The organism is Bacillus sp. ISL-39 (assembly GCF_018613295.1).
GTDB lineage: Bacteria > Bacillota > Bacilli > Bacillales > Cytobacillaceae > Mesobacillus.
This window is the reverse complement of record NZ_JAGGQM010000002.1, coordinates 1-19,201: the sequence shown is the minus strand read 5'-3', so window position 1 is coordinate 19,201 and position 19,201 is coordinate 1. Positions and strand designations below refer to the sequence as shown.

Here is a 19,201-nt window from a genome sequence, read left to right as displayed (position 1 = left end):
TAGCAAAAATGGGTTATGAAACTAAGAGTACGGGCTTCTCCAAGAGCCTTATCTCACAATAGTTGCAGATTTGTTGAAGAAACAGTTGGAAAATAAAGGGTTTTTCAACCTGATACTCGAACTAATATAGATGTTTAACAAAAAAGGGGAGAGTAATCAGTGTTAAAGAATAATGAACTCGATTATAGGTAAATCTCCTACAATCTTAGATTTGGACGAGGAAACTTCCAGAGAGTTTGAGAAAATTTGTTCCTTATGTTTTAGGAGATAAGCACGATAGAAAAGTTCTAAATAAAAAACTTGAAGTTTTAAATATAAAGCAAATAATTGGTTATACAGAACATCAGTTGATCTTGGGATACAGAATATAAAACGAATTCTTAGAAAGCAAATCTTCAACTAATGGCTGCGGTTGATCCAGGAAGGATTAACTGGCTTTTTTTTGAATTCCTTAATAAGCCAAAGAAGCAGCAGGGAGTTGAAGAAGATAGCCCTTTTGGGTAGTCATATCTGGGGGATTATTATGAGTTATAAAATTGTGTTTTTAGATGTTGATGGAACTATTACAAATTACGAAGATGGCAGCATTCCTATTTCTACAATTGAAGCTATAAGATCTTTGAAAAGCAAAGGGTTAAAGGTTGTGGCTGCAACAGGTAGACCACTTTCAATGTGTAAGGAACTACAAGAATTAGGTATCGAAACATTTATAACAGCAAATGGCGGGTATGTGAAACACAATCAAGAAGTTATTCATAAAGTACCAATGGATAAAGGCATAATTAAAGAAGTTATGGAATTTGCGAAAATAGAGAATAACGGTTTGTCATTTTATACAGAAGAATTAAGTATGAATGGTGTAACAGAACTAAAAATCTTATCTGCCTTAAAGGAAACTTTGTCTCTAAATAAATATCCTGGAACTCAACCCTTAATTCATAATGAAGACGTATTCTTATTGTGTTTGTTTGCAAATGATAAAACAGTTGAGAAGTATATACAAAAGTTTCCGTATCTAAGATTTAGACGGTGGCATCCCTATGTGTTAAATGTTTTGCAGGAGGACGTTTCAAAGTCTTTAGCTATAATGAAAACTTTAGAATTCTTTGGTATTGATAAATCTGAAGCTATAGCTTTTGGTGACGGTGAAAATGATATTGATATGTTGGAATTAGTAGGGCTAGGTATAGCAATGGGAAATGGAAAAGAAAAATTGAAAAATATTGCGGATTTTGTTACTAAACCATCAAGTGAAGATGGAATTGACTACGCATTAAAAAGGTATGGAATTATTTAAATTATTTAGTTCTGCATTGGATGGCAATTGTTCTTTAAAGGAATATCGCTGTTTTTCTTTTTTTTAAACGAGGCAAGTAAGTTTATAAAAATGGTTTTTATTCCCTGTTATAAAATTATTCAGTATAATTAACTGGAGAAAAATAACTGAAAAACGGGGGGATATTATGCTTTTTATTTTTGTTTCTTTGGTTGTTGTAATTGTTTCTATTATAGTTATTCAAAGTAGAGGAATTGAAAATCCCTTTTCTAAAGGGATTGGCCTTGCTATTGCATTATCTATTTTAGCAGCCGTTAGTCTTTCACAAAACTATACACAAAGTCTAATTTCTGAAGCCAATGATGGGATTGGTATTTCAAATAAAATGGCTTATTGGATCATCGGTGAAGATGGTTGGTCCCAGGAAATGTTTAAATATGTCTTTGAACTGTCAATTCACATATCTATAATTTTGATTGCATCCTATCCAATTGTTCTAATGCTTGAATCGAAATTGGGTAGGAAAACTGCATAAAATAATGCTGCCCAAAGAGGCAGCTTTTCTTTCTTCTTTAACTAAAGGGCGGGTTAGGTTGAATAAGGAACAGCGGGAGCCTTTGTAAGTTAGCGCAAGTTATTGAACCTTGTAAATAGGGAGCGCATTTTAATAAATGAGGAGGAGGAGGAGAATCTTGAACAAGTTCTTTTTTATACCAATACTTATTATATTAGCAATAATGGTAATTGGTTTTGATGTGTTTAATTCGAAACAAGAAGTGCCGATTGAACTGGTGGCATTTGAAAGTCTAACGAATAAAGAAAAGGAGCGAATTCCTGTAAGTCCTAAAGATTCGTTTGTAAAGAAAGTTACTGTGAACGCGGAAATAAAATCGGAAATCGATAAAAATTATGATGAGAAAGAAGTATATGCCGTTACTTTTCGTCATTCAGGAGCTGATTCTTCTGGAAATCTAGAAGTTTATATTGGCCTGGATAAAAAGACTGTTGTTGGGAAGAAGCCTGATTAGAAACCATTTGTTTTTAGCCTAAATATAATATACAAAAAAAGGTACTTCAACAAACCATGCAGTAATGTTAATAAATAGTATAACTTTTCTTTATTAAGCGACAGTTAAGGAGTGGAGAAGTTGGCTAAGAAAGAAGATATTGTTATCCAAAGAGCGAATTTAGAAGATGCTTTAGCGATCTTACATATACAAAAAGAAGTAGTATCGGGAGGAGATTATTTAATAACTCTTTCAGAGGAATTTAATAAGACATTAGAACAACAAAGAGAATGGATAGGGAAGATTTTGCAGAACGTTAAAGAAACAATATAGGTTGCCGAAATTCCAAATGAGATAGTAGGCTGGATAGTGCTTTCTCACAACTTGATTTTTTTACTATTTTTAGAACTTTATAATATGTTATTCGTATATAAAGGATAAAGGTTTGAATTTATGAGAAAGGAGACTAAATGAAGAATTACTTAAAGTATCCTAACGTGTACATATTGTCTAAAGGAATTAAGCTCTTTTTTAAAGCATTATTGCTTTTTCTTACTGTACTTATCTTGGCTTCTATGAAATCTTTAATTTTCCAACAGAACATTTTTGGGTTTTATCCATTTGAGTTTTTCAATACAATTAAAACTACCATTGAAAATTTATACTCATTAAAAGATGGGCAAATTTTTATCTCTCATATGTTTAAAACAATTTCCATTTCTTATTTAACAAAGGCTTATAGCTACTCAATGACCGTGTTGTTCAGCGCATTATTTCTTGGTGTGATTTTTGCGTTTACTTTTTTTTATATGTACATTTGGCTCCCCTTAAAAGCTAAAAGGTTGGTAAGAAAAATTATTTCTATCCTTGAAACTTTGCCGGATGTTTTAGTTATTATGAGCTTTCAGTTCGGAGTAATTTATTTGTATAAAAAGACAGGGCTAAAGTTTTTGCAAATTTATAGTTTGAACACGGAAGTGTACATCATGCCCATTATTTGTTTAATGCTGGTGCCTCTTTTTATGCTGATTAGAATCATGATTACTTTGTTCGATGAAGAATATGGAAAGCAGTATGTAGACTTTGCAAGGGCGAAGGGGCTCAGTCATCTGGAAGTATTTACAAAGCATGTAGTAAGAAATATCATTTATTCTTTTACTCAATATTTATCAATCATATACTGGATGATGATTACGAGTTTGATTTTAGTTGAATACCTATTTCTAATAAAAGGGTTCACATTATTACTTTATAGGGTTTCCCCTGAAATATTTATACTGGGTGTGGGTTTGATACTTCTTCCTTACAGTTTCATAATACTTATTGTTAAGCTCATAGGCAGGAAAATCGGGGTGCCACAACATGGATAATTCTAAAAAAACATTGTTGTTAATCGCCGCTCTTTTACTTGTTGTATTGGCTGTAAGCATTATATATTCGGCTTTCTTTAAAACCGATGTTGAACCCGAACGCATTGCCTATAATAATCGCGGTGAGATTGTAGGAAAAGCTCCTTTTCCTCCTTCCATAGCTCATCCATTGGGAACAGATAAAGTTGGGAACGATCTTGGTTTGAGAATGATAGATGGTGCCAAGTATACGGTCATTTTTATTACCGGAGTTTCAATCCTAAGAATTATGATCAGTTTGATAATTGTTTATTTACTCATATTCCCATTCAAAAAAATTAGTGAATGGATTGAAACTGTCTTTATCCCTTTTAAATATATACCAGCTCTTGTTTTAGTTTTACTATTATCTCCTTATTTACAGGCAGCGATTGTTAATATGGGGTTCTGGAAACTAGTGCTGTACCAATTCTTCGTATTTGTTTTTATTGGAATACCTATTTTATCAGCGGTTCTGGCTAAAGAATCTCGAAATGTATTGAGAAATGAATACATCGCAGCTGCTAATCAGTTAGGTGCAAGCAATTGGCGTATTTACACAAAACACGTTATCCCGGTTTTAAAAGACAGGCTGTTGGTTACATTCCTTCAGCAACTATCCATCAATTTGTTGTTACTTATTCAATTAGGGGTTTTTCAATACTTTATCGGTGGATCAAAACCAGGAAACATTGCAGCGGTAGAAGAAGTAGTTCCAAAGTATTTGTCTGAATCAGGTGAGTGGGCAGGCATGATAGGCCAAGGCAAGGATGAATTTCTAACAGCACCTTGGATTTTCTTTGGTCCGCTGTTGATTTCAGTAATTTTTTTAATTTCCATCAAGGTTCTAACAAATAAGATTGATGATAACAAATGGGACCTTAACTAACAAAAGGAGATTCCATAACTTTAGGTATCTCCTTTTGTTGTTTATAGTTTATGAACTCCTATAAATTAGCAGCATTTCATCCAATGCCAAGGCGGTTAATATAGTTTTTAACCTTACTTTATAACATAGCCAATTTATTTAATCGACTTGGTTTATTCCATGATGACTTAAATGCATTTATACATGAAGATTATCTATCCTACAAACAGAAAAACAAATCATCTTTCAAGAGATGAATCCTTTCAAACGCTTAGATTTTATACAAATAAAATCTAAGCGTTTTTTCATGCTAATGAGCTTGCTAAATAGCTTGTTATTTACGCGGCTAATTAAGTTTTTCTCCTTATCAACCGAACGGGTTATTTTTAAAGTAAAGGGGGTGTTGATCCAGAAGGATTCACCGCCTTTTTTGTTGAATTCCTTATTAAACATAAGAAGCAGCATTCCTGTAATGTTGTAAAGTCTCTTCTTAAACAAACGAGGCAGATTGTTGAATAAGGAAACTTTTCGGAATAATGGAATTAATTAAGTTTTTAGTGTAAAATTACACTTATTGGTTGATGTTTTTGGGGGAGTTAATTTGTTAAAAGATAAAAATAGTTTTTTCATTGGGTTCTTCGTATACCTCGTTTTATCCTTATTACTGAATTTATTGTTTGTGTTTTTATTTAGCAAGCAGGCAGAACACTTAGCAGTAGATCTTTTGCATTTGATCCCTTCTCTAATGTTCAACGAATTGGTAGAATCGATTTTTCCTTCGTTTCCTGACATATTATTTCTTATCCCCATTACTTTAACAGATGGTGTAATCGGCGGGTTTATAGGATTAATATTGGGTGGGTATCTCAGGGATAAATCTAAGGGGATATTTTACATATCACTAATTGTATCTTTTGCTATTTTTGAATTTGTGGTTGTGCACTTCATTCCCATATTTACTTCTTAAAAATACTGTTCTTCTAAATAAAAGAAAGTGTTACTCATACATTAGTAATGATGTTTGAGTGTGTTATCAAAAAAGGTTCCTTTCCTAAACTACCTGAAAATCCCGACCCTAATCAAACAGGGGTTAAATGGATACCACTAGCAGAATTAGAGAAGATAGAACTTTATGCCAATATACAAAAACAATTAATGAATTATACTTTGGAAAAACGAAATATTGAGTTAATAGAAGAACACACTATCCAATGCGCCCCCAAGTAATTTTTTTTGTGAAATTAAGCTCTTCAACTATGTTTATTCAATTATAGATGCAGGATAGTGGAACAAACATAAAAAGTATTGGAGTTGAAAAGGTTGGAACAAGAATTAGATAAAGCTATTGATCTACGGAAAAGTGGGAGTCATAAAGAATCCAACGAATTACTTATGAAACTGGTACAGAAGTACCCTGAAAATGCTTTGATTAACTACCAATGTGCTAGGAGTTATGATTTATTAGGAGAAGAATCCAATGCAGTACCCTTTTACGAAACTGCAATCAAATTAGGGTTGTCTTCAAATGAACTGGAAGGAGCTTTTATAGGATTAGGTAGTACTTATAGAACATTAGGGGAATATGAAAAATCTAAAAAGACATTCCAAAAGGGAATTGAAACCTTTCCAAACAATAGAGCAATTCAAGCATTCTATTCAATGACCTTATATAATTTAAACGAGCATAATAAAGCGATGGAGTTGCTACTACAATGCTTAATAGATACAACAACAGACGATAAAATCTTAAGTTATAAAAAGGCAATTGACTTCTATTCGGATAAATTAAACGAAGTTTGGAAGTAGTTTGTGAAAAAACGTACTTAAACATAAGGGTGCGAAGAGTACAGAAGCAACGTATAACTTGCGTTGCTTCTACTCTTTGTTAGAAGTATTTCTGGAAAACTCCTGTCTCAGCCTTCCACTTAATTGAGCAAATATTCGAGTGGTTGCACTTTTCTCGTGGCCCAAAAGACCTTGAATAGCTTCAACTGGTGCTCCATTATTCAATAAGTGAGTGGCGAAGCTGTGTTTGAGTTGGTGAGGATGAATTTCCTTATCTATGCCGGCACGCGCTGAGATATTCTTAATGTAATACCTCATCTGTGCAATACTTATCCTGTGTGGTTGTCTCTCCGTTACAAAAATGGCTGGATCCTTACCCTGGCGGCTATCAATGTATCGCTTAAGCCATAACTCTGTCCGAATATTAAAATACAATTCACGTTCCTTATCACCCTTCCCCCTTACCATGGTTGAACGGTTAGACCAATTAATGCAATTTAGATCAAGTGCACCAATTTCTCTGATTCTTCAGCCAGTAGGAAACATAAATTCGAATAGTGCTTTTTCCATAGGACTGAGACAGGCTTCACGTAAAAGTTCAATCTCCTTTACTGATAGAAACTTTGGGATGCTCTTGCAAGGCTTTAGGTTCCTTGATCTTTGCAGCTGGATTAATGTTTAAATGACCTTCCTCGTGACACCAGCGAAACAATGATTTCATAAGCAAAATTCTGGGCCAAACATGAGGGTTTTAAGTCCTTGCCTTGAGTAACGAGATCTTTTTTCAATCCTTCTGTATTGAAGGTATCAATAATTGGGTCCTTAAAATAACTTATGAGTAGCTTTGCCTGAATACTATTTGCTTTTAAGGTATAGGATGAGAACCCTTCAATACGTTTCTCTGCCAAGCAGTTGATAGTAACAAACAAATCCCTCCCTTTTAATTAGAATACTAGAAGGTATTCTTGCCAGTTTTATAGAAATTTAGACTTGATGATGAGAATTAGATAGCAGCAAACAAACTTGGTTAATTAAAAGTAGTCCTAATAAGTCAATTTATTGGAGGTATTGAAATGGATGTTGAGAAGTAAAAATTAAAATCACTAACAATTATTACACTTGACTTATTGTACAATTTCAGACCCAGGCTTCGGAGTTGGATATTAAATGAATAGGTTCCATTGGTTGTTTAGTTAGATAATGAATACAATAGTATATAAGGGAATATTTTTAGAAATAAACTGCCTTCTATAAGGTTGATTACATAGGAGTAATAAGACTAATGAATAAACTTGGGATGTTTTTACATACCAGATATATAGACATAATAGAAGGAATAAAGTTAGCAAATAAACTCAAAGTAGACGGTATTCAAATTTACGCATTAAATGATAATTTCTCTTTAATCAATTTTTCTACAAAGGAAGTTTCCAACCTATTTCAATATATAAGCTCTCAAGGACTTGAAGTATCTGCTCTTGCGATTAACTTTGGTATCAATGGGTTATTAACCGAAAACCCTGAAAAATTAGTGGAACAGTATAAACGGATTGTAGATATCGGGAAGATGTTAAATTCAAATATTATTACAGCACACATTGGTGAGATTCCAAGGGATTCAAATCAAAAAGAGTATGAACAAATGTTTGAAATGTGTAATACTCTCGGAATAATCTCAGCTCAGATGGAAAGTAGATTTGCAATTGAAACAGGTTCGGAAGAAGTCGAAGTATTAATAAACTTCCTAGATTCTGTCAAATCAAGTGGTTTAGCAGTAAATTATGACCCAGCAAATATTATTATGAGTCAAAAGGGGGATCCCATAGAAAGTATAAAAGTTTTAAGAAGATATTTAGTTCATACTCATATGAAAGATTGCAAAAAAGGGGACAAAAGAAACCCAACAGGTTTTACAGAGACTTTACTTGGTGATGGTGATATTAATTTTCCTTCTATTCTTGAATCTTTAAAAGAAATTGACTATTCAGGGTACCTAACAATTGAAAGAAATGAATACATAAATATGGATACTGGTATGGAACAGTCAATGAAAAACTTTAGAAAATATAAACAAGCAGAGTGAGAGTGTTCATTCCATTTTGCTAAAAAGGAGAACCTGTTAAAGCCAGGAAGATTTAAGATTAATGCTTCTTTGTGTGCAACTTACTTATTGAATGTAGTATAGTGCTTTATTAGGCGAATAACTGATTTTGAAATTATTTTCAAATATTGTAAATCCCTCTATTTGAAAGTCAATAATAACAATTTGTCACTTTACTTGGGGCCTCTCCGGGCATGATTATGAGCTATGAAGCAAGGTGTATCAAAAGATCCTAGCTCAGCCAAAACGGGTTATCATACCCGCCTCTCCAAATAAAGTGCCCGTCTCTACAAGGAAAGAGTAGTGGTTTTATATTAAACGCTTATATATGAAAAACTTTATTTAACCACTTTTCTATGTAAAGCTCTACAGAAACAAACGGGGCAGTTTAGTGAAAGAGCATCTGTAATGAAGTTTTATCATTCGGCAAATACCAACTCAATAAGGGGTTCAAGTATGGTTACGGATATTAGCTTTAAATTCATTTCCTATTATGATACAGAGGATTACAGTCTATTTGATTATTGGGGTAAACTGGATATTTCAATTGACGATGTATCGTTTTTTAGCAACTATAAATACCGTGAAACTCAGGGGCCAATGGGTGATTCCACAATTACAAGAGAGGGGTTTGCAGCTTATCTTGATTCTTTTCTTTGGGAATTGCCATTTGTGCCTCGAAAATTATTGGAGCAAGAGACAGTAATTGTAGAGGGTGAAGGAATTGATAAGAGTCTTATTTTTTCCTTGAAGGACAATATTGTTACATTTGCAATCTGTAGAAAACACTCTTGTGAAATAGAAACAACTTACTACGATGGTGTAAGAGTTTCTGAATCAAAGGAAATTCCCCAAAATAACAAAAACATGATTGAATTTGGCAGATTTAAACAGGGATTAAAAAATGGGCTGCAAGGTTTTATACAAGAACTTATTGAAAACTACCCAAGTATCACTAACCAAGAAAGTTTTATAAACATAAGAAATACAATTGAGAGTATCAATTAGAATGGTTTTACTCGTTCGGCTATCGGTGCGTTTATCCAAGAAGGATTGAGGCACCTTTTTATAAGTTCTTAGATTTATTTGGAGAAATCTTATTGAAGAATGTTCGAGATGAAGCAATTGAGCAATGGGAATGACCATCCAAGGAAAAATGAAGAGTGAAGAAAGTCAATGTGTACATAACCTTATATCATTGAGCGTAAAAGTGAGTTAATCAATGATCTAGTACCTAAAATTGTTGATACCACCATACATCATTTGTTGTGGACATTAGAACAAGAGGAAGCTATAGATATAACCATAAATAACGGTAACAAACCAGTTAGTATTAAGGAAATGAGTGACGGTTTAGCTGGAGAACTGTATACAGAAAATGGATCGATAAACCGGTTCAGTAACAAGTCAATGTCATAAAAGTTTTACCTTTGCGTTTTGCGAAGGTGCAGTTTAGTTGAACAAAGAGGATAACAAACCATAAATGTAGAATTAATGATTCTAAATAATTCCCTAACACAATTGAGGTGTTTGCTTTGAAATGGTTCATTTTATTTATAATTTTAGGTTTCTTTTTAACAACGTCCGCTTGTACTGATAATAAGTTTGATAAAAAAGGAAATGAAGCTGTAAGTGCGGTTGAAGATTGGGGAGAAAGTCCAATGTTTAAAGTCGATAATTATCAGATGATTGGAGAAGAAGGACGATTAGGTTTTATTTATGATAACACAGAAGTAACAAAATTTTATCCAAATAAAAAACAAAAGTATATGTGGCACTTTTGGGGAAAAGAGGACGAGTTAGAGGGTGAATTAAAGGTTATGGCCTCCCATAAAGAGAGTGGGGAACAGATTGCAATATTAGAAGGCCACCCTTTGGCAGGTCCTAATAACGGAGCGGATCGGCACGTTCCATCCAATATGTCTCTTCCTAAAGAAGGTATTTGGAAGTTGGATGCATATATAGGAGATAAGTTATTTGGGACGATATTCATAAAAGTTTATGAAGGTTAAGAGAGATTTTATACAGAATCACTTTATATGTTAAAGGGTCAAGAGTTCTCAACCGTGCTGCTAGAGAAGGCAGCATTTTCTTGTTCGACTAACGGGGCAGGATGGTTAAAGAAGTTTTTCTTTTCTGGATAGGTGCAAACTGTGTAGGAGGACCTTATGAATGAATTGTATAAGTTGTTAGAAAATAGTTTTCATATAGAGGTGGAATTATATGCCTAAAATTGACAATATGTTAGCAATTCTATGGATGCTTCGTTCCGGTGAAAAAATTACTGCAAAACAAATTTCAGAAAAGTTAGAGATGAATATAAGGACTGTGTATCGTTATATTGATACAATTTCAACAAGTGGCGTACCTATAATTTCAGAACCAGGACATAACGGTGGATACACTTTATTGAACAATTTTATTGAGGCTCCTCTTTTTTTTGATTTTGAAGAGCAAACTTCACTTTTTCACGCTGCTGTTTTTGCAGAAGAAGCCGGATATTATGGAGGTGAAGCACTAAATAGAGCCATTTCAAAACTAAGTAAATACTCAAATCAAGAGCAGGTAACAAAGATAAACCAACATTTAACTAGTCTTGAAGTAATAAGTCGATTAAGTTCACTCTCTATGGAACCTTTTTTGAAGGAGTTGGAGCAGGCTGTAGCTGACGGGTACTCAGTAAAAATTCTTTATCATAAAAGTGGCGAAAAAAATTATAGATTGGTCGATCCGTACAGAATTATCTATTGGAATAATAAGTGGTATGTGATTGGATTTTGTCATCTTAGGAATGATATCCGTAGTTTTAGAGTAGATCGAATTGAAAGTCTAATGCTAACCGAAAATAAGTTTAACCGGCCAGAAAATTTTTCAGCACGTGACTTTTTTATGAAAAACCTCCTTCCAACTATAGAAGATAAGGAAGGGATTACTTCTTTAGTTATTAATGGAAATGAAAGTACGCTGAATGATGTTTGCCAACATTGGTTTTTAGGACATTATTTACATGAACGAAATTCAAATCAAGCAGTTTTCCTTCTTGAAAAAGATATAGTACATACCTATATACCTTATTTACTTTTACCGTACGGTAAATCTATTCAAATTATCGAGCCAATAAGTCTAAAGAAAAGACTTATTGAAGTTCTGTCGGAATTAATAAAATTTCATCAAGTATGATAACTTCCCTGACGTTAGCTGTCAGGGAAGTTTTATTATAATTGCTATATAAATTGTGATTGGGAGTGTTATTGGATGCAAACAAAAAAAGTTTATCTATATGTATTTAACACAATGTCAGACTGGGAATATGGATATTTAATTGCCGAACTAAACACAGGAAGATATTTCAAAAAAGATATAGTACCTTTAAAAGTAGTTACAGTAGGAGCTAATAAAGAAATGATTACTACGATGGGGGGACTGAGCATAAAACCAGATATTTCCCTTGATGAGTGTACTCTTGAGAGTAAAGATCTTTTAGTTTTGCCTGGAGGGACTACTTGGGGAGAAGTGATTCATCAACCAATCATGAAAAAAATTGGCGAAGCCTTAAAGCTCGGCACCATTGTTGCTGCAATTTGTGGTGCAACTGAGGCTCTTGCGAATATGGGATACTTAGATTCTCGAAAACACACAAGCAATGATTTAGAGTATATTAAAATGGTCTGCCCTAATTATAAAGGAGAAAAATATTATGAGATGAGACCTGCGGTATCTGGTGAGAATTTGGTTACTGCATCAGGGGTTGCGCCTCTGGAATTTACGATGGAAGTATTTAAAAAATTAGAAGTATTTGCACCAGATACTTTACATTCATGGTATAACCTAAATAAGACTCATAAACCTGAATACTTCTTCCAGTTAATGAATTCAATAAATAGATGAGCTAAAAAAACAACTTAGCAGATTTATATTAGTTTTAAAAAAAAACCATGCTTTAGACAATGTCAAAGCGTGGTTTTTAAAGAAAAAGCCCAATTTCTCTATTAATTAAAGGTGAAGTAGGGCTTTTTAGTATAGAAAATTCCTTAACGTTGTAAATCCGCATTTTCCTGACGATACCCCTTCTTCTTTCTATTTTCGGCAATTAGTAAAAACCAAAAAACAAAGGGAATTTTCAGCCTGTATATAAATAACTATTCAGATAGCATATATTTTCTTTGCAATTAGCTAATTGATTTCTATATTTACTATGATGAATTAATGGCCTTGATGGAATAAGAATTTTTCTTATTTAACATAAGAAGCAGGATAGTTAAACAAGGAATGAAAAAATTTTAAATAAATATTCAAAAATAATTGAATTTATAATTCGATAAAATTATAATTACTTTTAAATGAATGAAAAAACTTAAGGGGATTTCTATGAAGCAATTAGATTTGAAGAATTTAGATTTGAATCAGTCTGAGTCACTGACATTAAGGGTAGAAACTTCTTCTGTTTGGGAAGTTATTCTTGGAATTGCGGGATTCACACATAGACAATTAAGGCATACATTTGATTTAGATCAAGAATGGGAAAATTCTTTTGCCTCCATGTCTAAAACACTTAAGGATTTATTAAACGAAATTGAAAAAACGAATCTATGGTACGGTTTAATATTGTTACAGGAAAGAATATCTGCTGAAACGATTGAGGATTTTTCTAATGATCTATCCATTATGGATAACAAAACATTATATGGGACTCTTTTACCTTATAAAGACCGTTTAAAGGAGCCAATTCGTAAGTCTTTGATTGATGACTTGGGGGAGGATAGAGATTTTAAAGACTATGCTTCGTTTTTTGATGACCACGAGTATTTGAATGAATATGTCCTCGTTCTTGATAGTTATTCACGGGAAAAATTAATTGAAATTCTTGTTAGGGTAGTAAAGGAATGGCATGAATGGATTTCCCAGTTTGATGAATGGACGAAATGGAACAGAGCAATAGATTTTGAGGGAAAGCAACATCAATCAATTGATCATTCTAATCCAGTTGAATTCATTGAATTAGTCACAGGGGGAACTAAGTACTTTCCGGAACCATCAATTTGGACAGTCAAAATGGTCCCTCAAGTGTCCTACCGTCCGTGGACTCTAACAGTACGTACACCCGATACAAAGATCTTCTTCTATCCAATGAAGGAAGAATATTTACTTGAACCAGGGACTCCTTCAATGGAATTAATTCGCGGACATAAAGCATTAGGTGATGAAACACGTTTAAAGATACTACATCAATTGACGAAAGGGTCTTCCTCTCTTCAAGATTTAAGTATCCAATTCAATATATCTAAACCAACAATTCATCATCAGTTATCCCTACTAAAAGCAGCAAAGTTTGTTCGAGTCGATAAAGGAATTTATTCAATAGATAAAACTCAAATAAGTAGCTTTTCTGAACGTCTTTCCAAATTCCTTGGAGAAACATTATGAGAAAGTTTACGAAGTCTTTCCGTGCACTCTGGATTGGACAAGTTATTTCGGAGTTTGGTGGTGCAGCAGGTGGAATTATCAATGGATTGCTGCTTTATGAGTTAACTGGTTCAAAGGAATGGATGGCTACAATATGGTTAGTCTACTTTATCCCATCCTTACTTTTACAAAGTATAAGTGCCCCATTCCTAAATTATGTGGTGAAGGAAAAAATGCTCCGAAATATCCAATTGATTCGGGCTGGGGCGTACCTTCTGCCTTTAATAGGGTATCTAATGGGATCAGATATAGGAATAATGATTGGCCTAGTATTACTTCAATGTGTTCTTGGCTTGTTACAACCGATTTTCTCAAGTTTATCCTTTTCACTAATACCTGAGATTTGCAAGGAAGATAAGTTAGTTGAAGCTAATGGGTTATTAGATACCACACTAAGACTTATGAGCATAATTGCACCAGGTGTTACATCCTTACTACTTTTGGTAATTCCAATGCAGTACATATATGTAATTTCCTCAGTAATGTTTTTGATTAGTTTTCTTTCTCTCTATAGAATGCCGGCTAAAAATATCGAAAAAATTGCAACATGGACCAAAAAGTTTTGGTGGGAAGAACTTAAAGAGGGCTATAGGATCTTCTTTCAATATACATATCTACTTAGGTTAACCGTACTTTCTTCAACAGTACAATTCGCGGTAGGGGCAACAATGGTTCTAAGTATACCTTTTATACAGGGAGAACTTGGCGGACAACCCTGGGAGTATGCCATTTTCAAGGGGGCGTTCCCCGTTGGGTATGTATTAGGAATGATTTTACTTACTAAACTGCCTAAAACAACAACGATTATGTACCTTGGCTTATTTGGAGGAGGGTTATCATTTATCCTGTTGTTTTTTGTTCAATCAATCCCGTTCGCATGGAGCTTTGAGCTAATGGGAGGTATGTTATTCCCACTCTTTAACGCTCAAAGTGCAGCCATTTTCCAAAGGGAGGCACCAAGAGAGCGTTTAACTCAGCTAAGTACTGTACGTCTCTTCATCTTTAGAGTCTCCATGCCAATTGGGATCTTATTTGCTTCGTCAGCATTATTTGATATTAGTACTCGTAATACTTATTTAGTAATAGGTTTACTGATTGTCCTTCCTGCATTGTTCTTTATGATCAAATCAGCAAAGAACCCCAATAAGGTATTAGGTACCACGGTTAATTAAAATGATTTTAATTTCTACAAACAGAGGCACTAATCCAGCAGGATTAGTGCCTCTGTTTGTAGAAGTGTTAATGAACTAAAGGGGCAGGATAGTTTAACAAGCATTAATAATCAAAAGGTGTTGAATTATATGAATCAATGGAAATTCGACAATAGATCTAAAAAGAAGATAAGAGGTCTTCGAAGAAGGAAAAAGGATTTAATAAACAGCTTATATGAGTTAACAGAACAATTGCCTAACCCAAATGATTATGGCCTTGGCTATTGGCATTTACATTTGCCGTTTGCTCAAGAATATATAGATTCCAAAAAAGCTCCAAATAAATTAAGACGGGAAATAATGCAAATTTTGATAAATAGGGTTAGCCATTTAAAGAAAGTAAAAACACCAACTCAAGAGAGATATAGAATTTATACTGTAATAAGTTTACCTAACTTATTTGATTCCCAGATTGCAGTTATACCCGATAGAAGTTGGTTTGATGGATTTTATGAAAGAGATAGCGAAGAACAGAAGTGGCTGCCTTTGAACCCGCAAAGAGACCTCGCTAAAGAATGGATGCTAAATCTACCTCCCGATTTAGAAGTGAAAGGGTTTAAAGAAATTATCTCTGAGGAGGATTATTATTGCGAAGGAGAAATTTGGTTTATAGGTGAGTTAAACTAAAAGTTTTCCTTATTGTACTAACGAAGCAGGTTAGCTCAATAAGGAAATTTTACAGACGATATTAAAGGTGCAAATTAAACTAAATTAGAGGATTACTAATGAGAAAAAGATTAAGAAAAAAAATCTGCCAAAAGCAGATATTTCAACTTGCTGGTAAAGGGCAAGTTGAAAGGATCCGGGAGTCGTTAGATTTAGGAATAGATATTAATGCAAGAGATCACGGTGGATATACGCTTCTTCACTGGGCAGCACAGGAAGGTCACTTAGAGGTAATTCGGCTACTGTTATCACTAGGTGCAAATATCAATTTAAAGGATGAAAATGGATTTTCGCCATTGTATATAGCTGCTGGAGAAGGTCATACGCAAATTGTTGAGGCTTTAGTTAAAAATGGTGCTAATATTGACGCAAAAAGTAATAATGGTTGCACTGCATTGATCATAGCTTGCTGCTATCACCATAAAGATACAGTTGAATTGTTGATTAAAAGCGGAGCCAACGTTGATGTGGAAGATGATGAGGGGAAAACTGCTTTGGATTATGCGAAAGAATATGATTGCAAGGAAATTGCCAGCCTTCTAAGGAAGTGAGTAAAGGGTTGCAGATGCAGCCCTTTTGCTTATTCGACTAACGAAGCAGTTTAGTGAAAGAAGAAAATTTGATATGAATATTATTTAACCATTAGCTTTTTTAGGAAATGAGTTGAAACTATGAATGAATTTACTATTAAAGGCAAGCAAGGCTTTATCCGAATTGAACTACAAAATGCAAGTGGTTTTCCTAAAGACATCAGTCATTATGGTGGCTATGATGCTGAGGGCATCGTTGAAATCAAGAGTGGAAATTATTATGTTTTAGGTGAGTTGTGGTTTACGACTGGTGATGTATATGAGTTTTATCAGCAATTAGATAAGTGCTATCGTGAACTTAAAGGAATGGCAACTTTTTGGAACTACGAAACTTCTCTTAAATTAGAAGTAGTATTCAATCACTTGGGACAAGTTGTATTACAAGGTTAGTATAAAGAAAAAGCACATATGGAAAATGAATTACAATTTGAAATGGAAAGTGACCAAAGTTTTTTATCCTCAACATTAGAGGACTTGAGAAAATTTGTTGACCATTACGGAAACTCAAAAGGAGTAAAAAAATAAGCTTGTTCTTTCACTACCGATACTTGAGTTTAACGTTGGGTTACTGAGGCAGCTCTTTTTTTCTAATTCAGCTAACGATGCAGTTTAGTTGCATAAGAATAGATTATAGAGGATTGTCATCAGAGTCGATCTTATTCTCACTGTTTCGGAAAAGAAGTTACTTTTTGGAAGCATGTTGGAACAAAATTTATAGTGATAATATTATATGCATTAGAGAAAAATAGTGTTTAGGAAAGGAGGATTGGAAATGTCTGTGAAAAAGTGTGTAACAAGATTGGTCGGTGTTCTTGTAATGGTTATGGTTGTGACAAATCTAGGATCATTCGGCGTATTTGCCAAATCTAGTGTTGTACCTCAGCCTATGGAGACGGTGAGATCGATTGAGGTCGAGTTGAACGATGATTACTTTAATCCGAAAGTCATCACTATTCCGAACAGAACAACCACTACGTTGATTTTGAAAAATAAAGGTAAGAAAGAGCACACCTTTACTGTCGAAAAGCTCGGAATTGACGTCGAGGTTCAGCCAGGAAAAGAAAAAAGCATTACCGTGAAACCGAAACAACCCGGTACATTTGAATTGATTTGCCGGTACCATTTCCAGGAAGGAATGGTTGGAAAAGTAATAGTCAAATAACAAGCAGGTCCATCAGGACTTGCTTTTTTAACGCTGCAGTTTAAGGTAAAAAGAGTGATAAGAAAAAAAGCTGATAAATGAGGTTGCCCTTTTCTTTTTTGTTCTAAATGGCCTGTTTTCAAAAGGTGAACTAAACTCTGTAAGACTCCCTCTATTCTGAATTGCCAGGTGATAATTTCACAAAAGTAATAGTGGCATATGTGAAGGATTGCACTTAAACAATCGGGTGCGTTGATCCTGGAAGGGTTACCGCTTTTTTGTTGAAACCATTATTAAGCTAACGGAGCATTTAGTGTAACAAGACATAAAAAATAGCTTTGGATATAGGATGATGTCCAAAGCTTTTTCTTAAAATTATAATGTTTTAACTTGCTCAATTTTTAATCCGAAAATTTGAGGAGGTTCAAGTTTGTTTATTTGCAAATAAGTAGAGATTTGTCCACGATGATGGATTTCATGTTCCGGGATTGCCATAAGTATCCTCCAAACACTAACTTCATGACCATGAAGGGTTTGAACCTTTTGTGTCAATGCATCGTTGCCAACTTTTAATAGACCCTCTGTTAGTTTAATCTGACATACCTCTAAATAATTTGAAATATCCTCAATAGAAGCTCCCTTACTAGTATCATGTCCTGTGTATGTCCACGAACCATGTTCAAATATACCTAGAAACATCAACCGAGATGAGGCGATATGTCGCAATAAATCACCTGTAGAAAATTTATCTTCAGAAGGCTTCCAATCTAGGAGTTCATTAGGTATTGCTTTTACATATTGCATCGTTCGCTTATGAATACCATCTAAATATTTTACATATTCCTTAATATCACGAATCATGTTTTCACTCTCCAATTTTTCAGTCTTTTTTACTTAATATTCTTAATTCAGTGGAAATAATCCTTTAACGAAATCATTAACGACTGATTTTGTTATTTAACTAAAGGGGAGTCTAGTTGTACAAGGAATTTAAACTATGACAGAAGAAGTAGTAATAGCGTATCTCATAATATATCTTTGATTAATTTGAATAAAGAAAAACTCATGGCTTAAAATAGGGATGCCTTTTTATTACAAACAAGAGGTAAGTGTTCCTCTAAAAGCTAATTTTGTTAAAATCTTCACTTATACTAACGGGTGCGTTGATCCTTGAAGGATTAATGCCTTTTTTGTTGAACTTGTTATTAAACAAATGATGCAGGTTAGTTGAAGAAAAAGATGCTAATAGTAAATGTTTGAACGGTTCCTTCGACGAATAAATAATGAGAGGAAGAAGCCTTAAATGGATAAATATGAGGAATCGAATTTACTTTATGAACAAGGATTGGAGCATTTTAGGGCTGGGAGTTTCCAATTATCGTTAGATTGTTTCTTAAAGTCAAATCAATTAGACGAGCATTCAAGAACATATGCCAGAATTTATGAATGCCTCACGATGTTAGGAAAGACAATTGAAGCGAAGCCGTATATAAAAATTGCTTACGAAATGAACCCTAACCACGATAAAGTGATAATGCAGTATGTGGATACTTTACTTCAAGAAGATAAAGTTGAAGTAGCTAAGGAACTTTTAAATAAATTACTTCTTCGGAATAAAACCTATAATCCTGCGAGAAGGCTCCTTGAAAAAATTAAAAGTGATACTGATTCGTAGGTACTCATCAACTAACGATGCAGGTTTGTT

The 19,201-nt window shown here is 33.9% G+C and carries 22 protein-coding genes; 20 read left to right on the top strand and 2 right to left on the bottom strand.

The window, feature by feature from the left end:
• Positions 1-523 precede the first annotated feature (523 nt).
• The 8 genes from J7E37_RS01770 (at position 524) to J7E37_RS01735 (ending at position 6,345) form a co-directional block, all read left to right on the top strand.
• Positions 524-1,297, top strand: coding sequence for a Cof-type HAD-IIB family hydrolase (locus J7E37_RS01770; RefSeq protein ID WP_214783079.1), 774 nt, complete (start codon positions 524-526; stop codon positions 1,295-1,297).
• A 166-nt stretch (positions 1,298-1,463) separates the two neighbouring features.
• Positions 1,464-1,811 carry a hypothetical protein gene (locus J7E37_RS01765; protein WP_251009409.1) on the top strand — a complete coding sequence of 116 codons (348 nt, stop codon included), beginning with the start codon at positions 1,464-1,466 and terminating at the stop codon, positions 1,809-1,811.
• Positions 1,812-1,968: 157 nt separating this feature from the next.
• Positions 1,969-2,304, top strand: coding sequence for a hypothetical protein (locus J7E37_RS01760; protein WP_251009408.1), 336 nt, complete (start codon positions 1,969-1,971; stop codon positions 2,302-2,304).
• Between the two features lie 120 nt (positions 2,305-2,424).
• Positions 2,425-2,616: a hypothetical protein gene (locus J7E37_RS01755; protein WP_215022067.1), complete on the top strand. Its 192-nt coding sequence runs from the start codon at positions 2,425-2,427 to the stop codon at positions 2,614-2,616.
• 137 nt (positions 2,617-2,753) lie between these two features.
• Positions 2,754-3,653: an ABC transporter permease subunit gene (locus J7E37_RS01750; protein WP_215022065.1), complete on the top strand. Its 900-nt coding sequence runs from the start codon at positions 2,754-2,756 to the stop codon at positions 3,651-3,653.
• On the top strand, positions 3,646-4,560 hold the full coding sequence (locus J7E37_RS01745) for a hypothetical protein (protein ID WP_215022063.1): 915 nt from the start codon (positions 3,646-3,648) through the stop codon (positions 4,558-4,560). Before J7E37_RS01750 ends, J7E37_RS01745 begins: the two co-directional genes overlap by 8 nt.
• A 580-nt stretch (positions 4,561-5,140) precedes the next feature.
• Positions 5,141-5,506, top strand: a complete 366-nt coding sequence (locus tag J7E37_RS01740) for a hypothetical protein (protein ID WP_215022061.1) — start codon at positions 5,141-5,143, stop codon at positions 5,504-5,506.
• 353 nt (positions 5,507-5,859) lie between these two features.
• Positions 5,860-6,345, top strand: coding sequence for a tetratricopeptide repeat protein (locus tag J7E37_RS01735; RefSeq protein ID WP_215022059.1), 486 nt, complete (start codon positions 5,860-5,862; stop codon positions 6,343-6,345).
• Positions 6,346-6,414: 69 nt separating this feature from the next.
• Here the strand turns inward: J7E37_RS01735 and J7E37_RS22395 are convergent, their stop codons facing one another.
• Entirely contained in the window at positions 6,415-6,792 is a 378-nt protein-coding gene (locus tag J7E37_RS22395) for a tyrosine-type recombinase/integrase (RefSeq protein ID WP_353049972.1), read from the bottom strand.
• An 814-nt stretch (positions 6,793-7,606) separates the two neighbouring features.
• Here J7E37_RS22395 and J7E37_RS01725 point away from each other — a divergent pair.
• The 11 genes from J7E37_RS01725 to J7E37_RS01675 all read left to right on the top strand — a co-directional run bounded on the left by J7E37_RS01725 (position 7,607) and on the right by J7E37_RS01675 (position 17,517).
• The gene (locus J7E37_RS01725; RefSeq protein WP_215022057.1) at positions 7,607-8,407 is read left to right on the top strand and encodes a sugar phosphate isomerase/epimerase family protein; all 801 of its coding nucleotides are present in this window, start codon (positions 7,607-7,609) and stop codon (positions 8,405-8,407) included.
• A 474-nt stretch (positions 8,408-8,881) separates the two neighbouring features.
• Positions 8,882-9,433, top strand: coding sequence for a hypothetical protein (locus J7E37_RS01720; RefSeq protein ID WP_215022055.1), 552 nt, complete (start codon positions 8,882-8,884; stop codon positions 9,431-9,433).
• 527 nt (positions 9,434-9,960) lie between these two features.
• Positions 9,961-10,437: a DUF4871 domain-containing protein gene (locus J7E37_RS01715; RefSeq protein ID WP_215022053.1), complete on the top strand. Its 477-nt coding sequence runs from the start codon at positions 9,961-9,963 to the stop codon at positions 10,435-10,437.
• A gap of 211 nt (positions 10,438-10,648) precedes the next feature.
• Entirely contained in the window at positions 10,649-11,605 is a 957-nt protein-coding gene (locus J7E37_RS01710) for a helix-turn-helix transcriptional regulator (RefSeq protein ID WP_215022051.1), read from the top strand.
• A gap of 75 nt (positions 11,606-11,680) precedes the next feature.
• Positions 11,681-12,313: a type 1 glutamine amidotransferase family protein gene (locus tag J7E37_RS01705; protein WP_215022049.1), complete on the top strand. Its 633-nt coding sequence runs from the start codon at positions 11,681-11,683 to the stop codon at positions 12,311-12,313.
• A 480-nt stretch (positions 12,314-12,793) separates the two neighbouring features.
• Positions 12,794-13,849: an ArsR/SmtB family transcription factor gene (locus J7E37_RS01700; protein WP_215022047.1), complete on the top strand. Its 1,056-nt coding sequence runs from the start codon at positions 12,794-12,796 to the stop codon at positions 13,847-13,849.
• Entirely contained in the window at positions 13,846-15,060 is a 1,215-nt protein-coding gene (locus tag J7E37_RS01695) for an MFS transporter (protein WP_215022045.1), read from the top strand. The genes J7E37_RS01700 and J7E37_RS01695 overlap by 4 nt, the downstream gene beginning before the upstream one ends.
• A gap of 129 nt (positions 15,061-15,189) precedes the next feature.
• Positions 15,190-15,726 (top strand): DUF3916 domain-containing protein, encoded by a 537-nt coding sequence (locus tag J7E37_RS01690; RefSeq protein ID WP_215022043.1) that lies wholly within the window; start codon positions 15,190-15,192, stop codon positions 15,724-15,726.
• 98 nt (positions 15,727-15,824) lie between these two features.
• Positions 15,825-16,316 carry an ankyrin repeat domain-containing protein gene (locus J7E37_RS01685; RefSeq protein WP_215022041.1) on the top strand — a complete coding sequence of 164 codons (492 nt, stop codon included), beginning with the start codon at positions 15,825-15,827 and terminating at the stop codon, positions 16,314-16,316.
• A 120-nt stretch (positions 16,317-16,436) separates the two neighbouring features.
• On the top strand, positions 16,437-16,745 hold the full coding sequence (locus J7E37_RS01680) for a WapI family immunity protein (RefSeq protein ID WP_215022039.1): 309 nt from the start codon (positions 16,437-16,439) through the stop codon (positions 16,743-16,745).
• A gap of 382 nt (positions 16,746-17,127) precedes the next feature.
• Complete coding sequence (locus tag J7E37_RS01675; RefSeq protein ID WP_215022037.1) at positions 17,128-17,517, top strand: cupredoxin domain-containing protein; 390 nt, start codon at positions 17,128-17,130, stop codon at positions 17,515-17,517.
• A 354-nt stretch (positions 17,518-17,871) separates the two neighbouring features.
• On the opposite strand, the gene J7E37_RS01670 is transcribed toward J7E37_RS01675, so the two are convergent.
• Complete coding sequence (locus J7E37_RS01670; RefSeq protein WP_215022035.1) at positions 17,872-18,357, bottom strand: DinB family protein; 486 nt, start codon at positions 18,355-18,357, stop codon at positions 17,872-17,874.
• A gap of 442 nt (positions 18,358-18,799) precedes the next feature.
• Here J7E37_RS01670 and J7E37_RS01665 point away from each other — a divergent pair, with 442 nt between their 5' ends.
• A complete protein-coding gene (locus tag J7E37_RS01665) occupies positions 18,800-19,171 on the top strand; it encodes a tetratricopeptide repeat protein (protein WP_215022033.1) in 372 nt (123 codons plus the stop codon).
• The last annotated feature ends 30 nt before the right edge of the window (positions 19,172-19,201 follow it).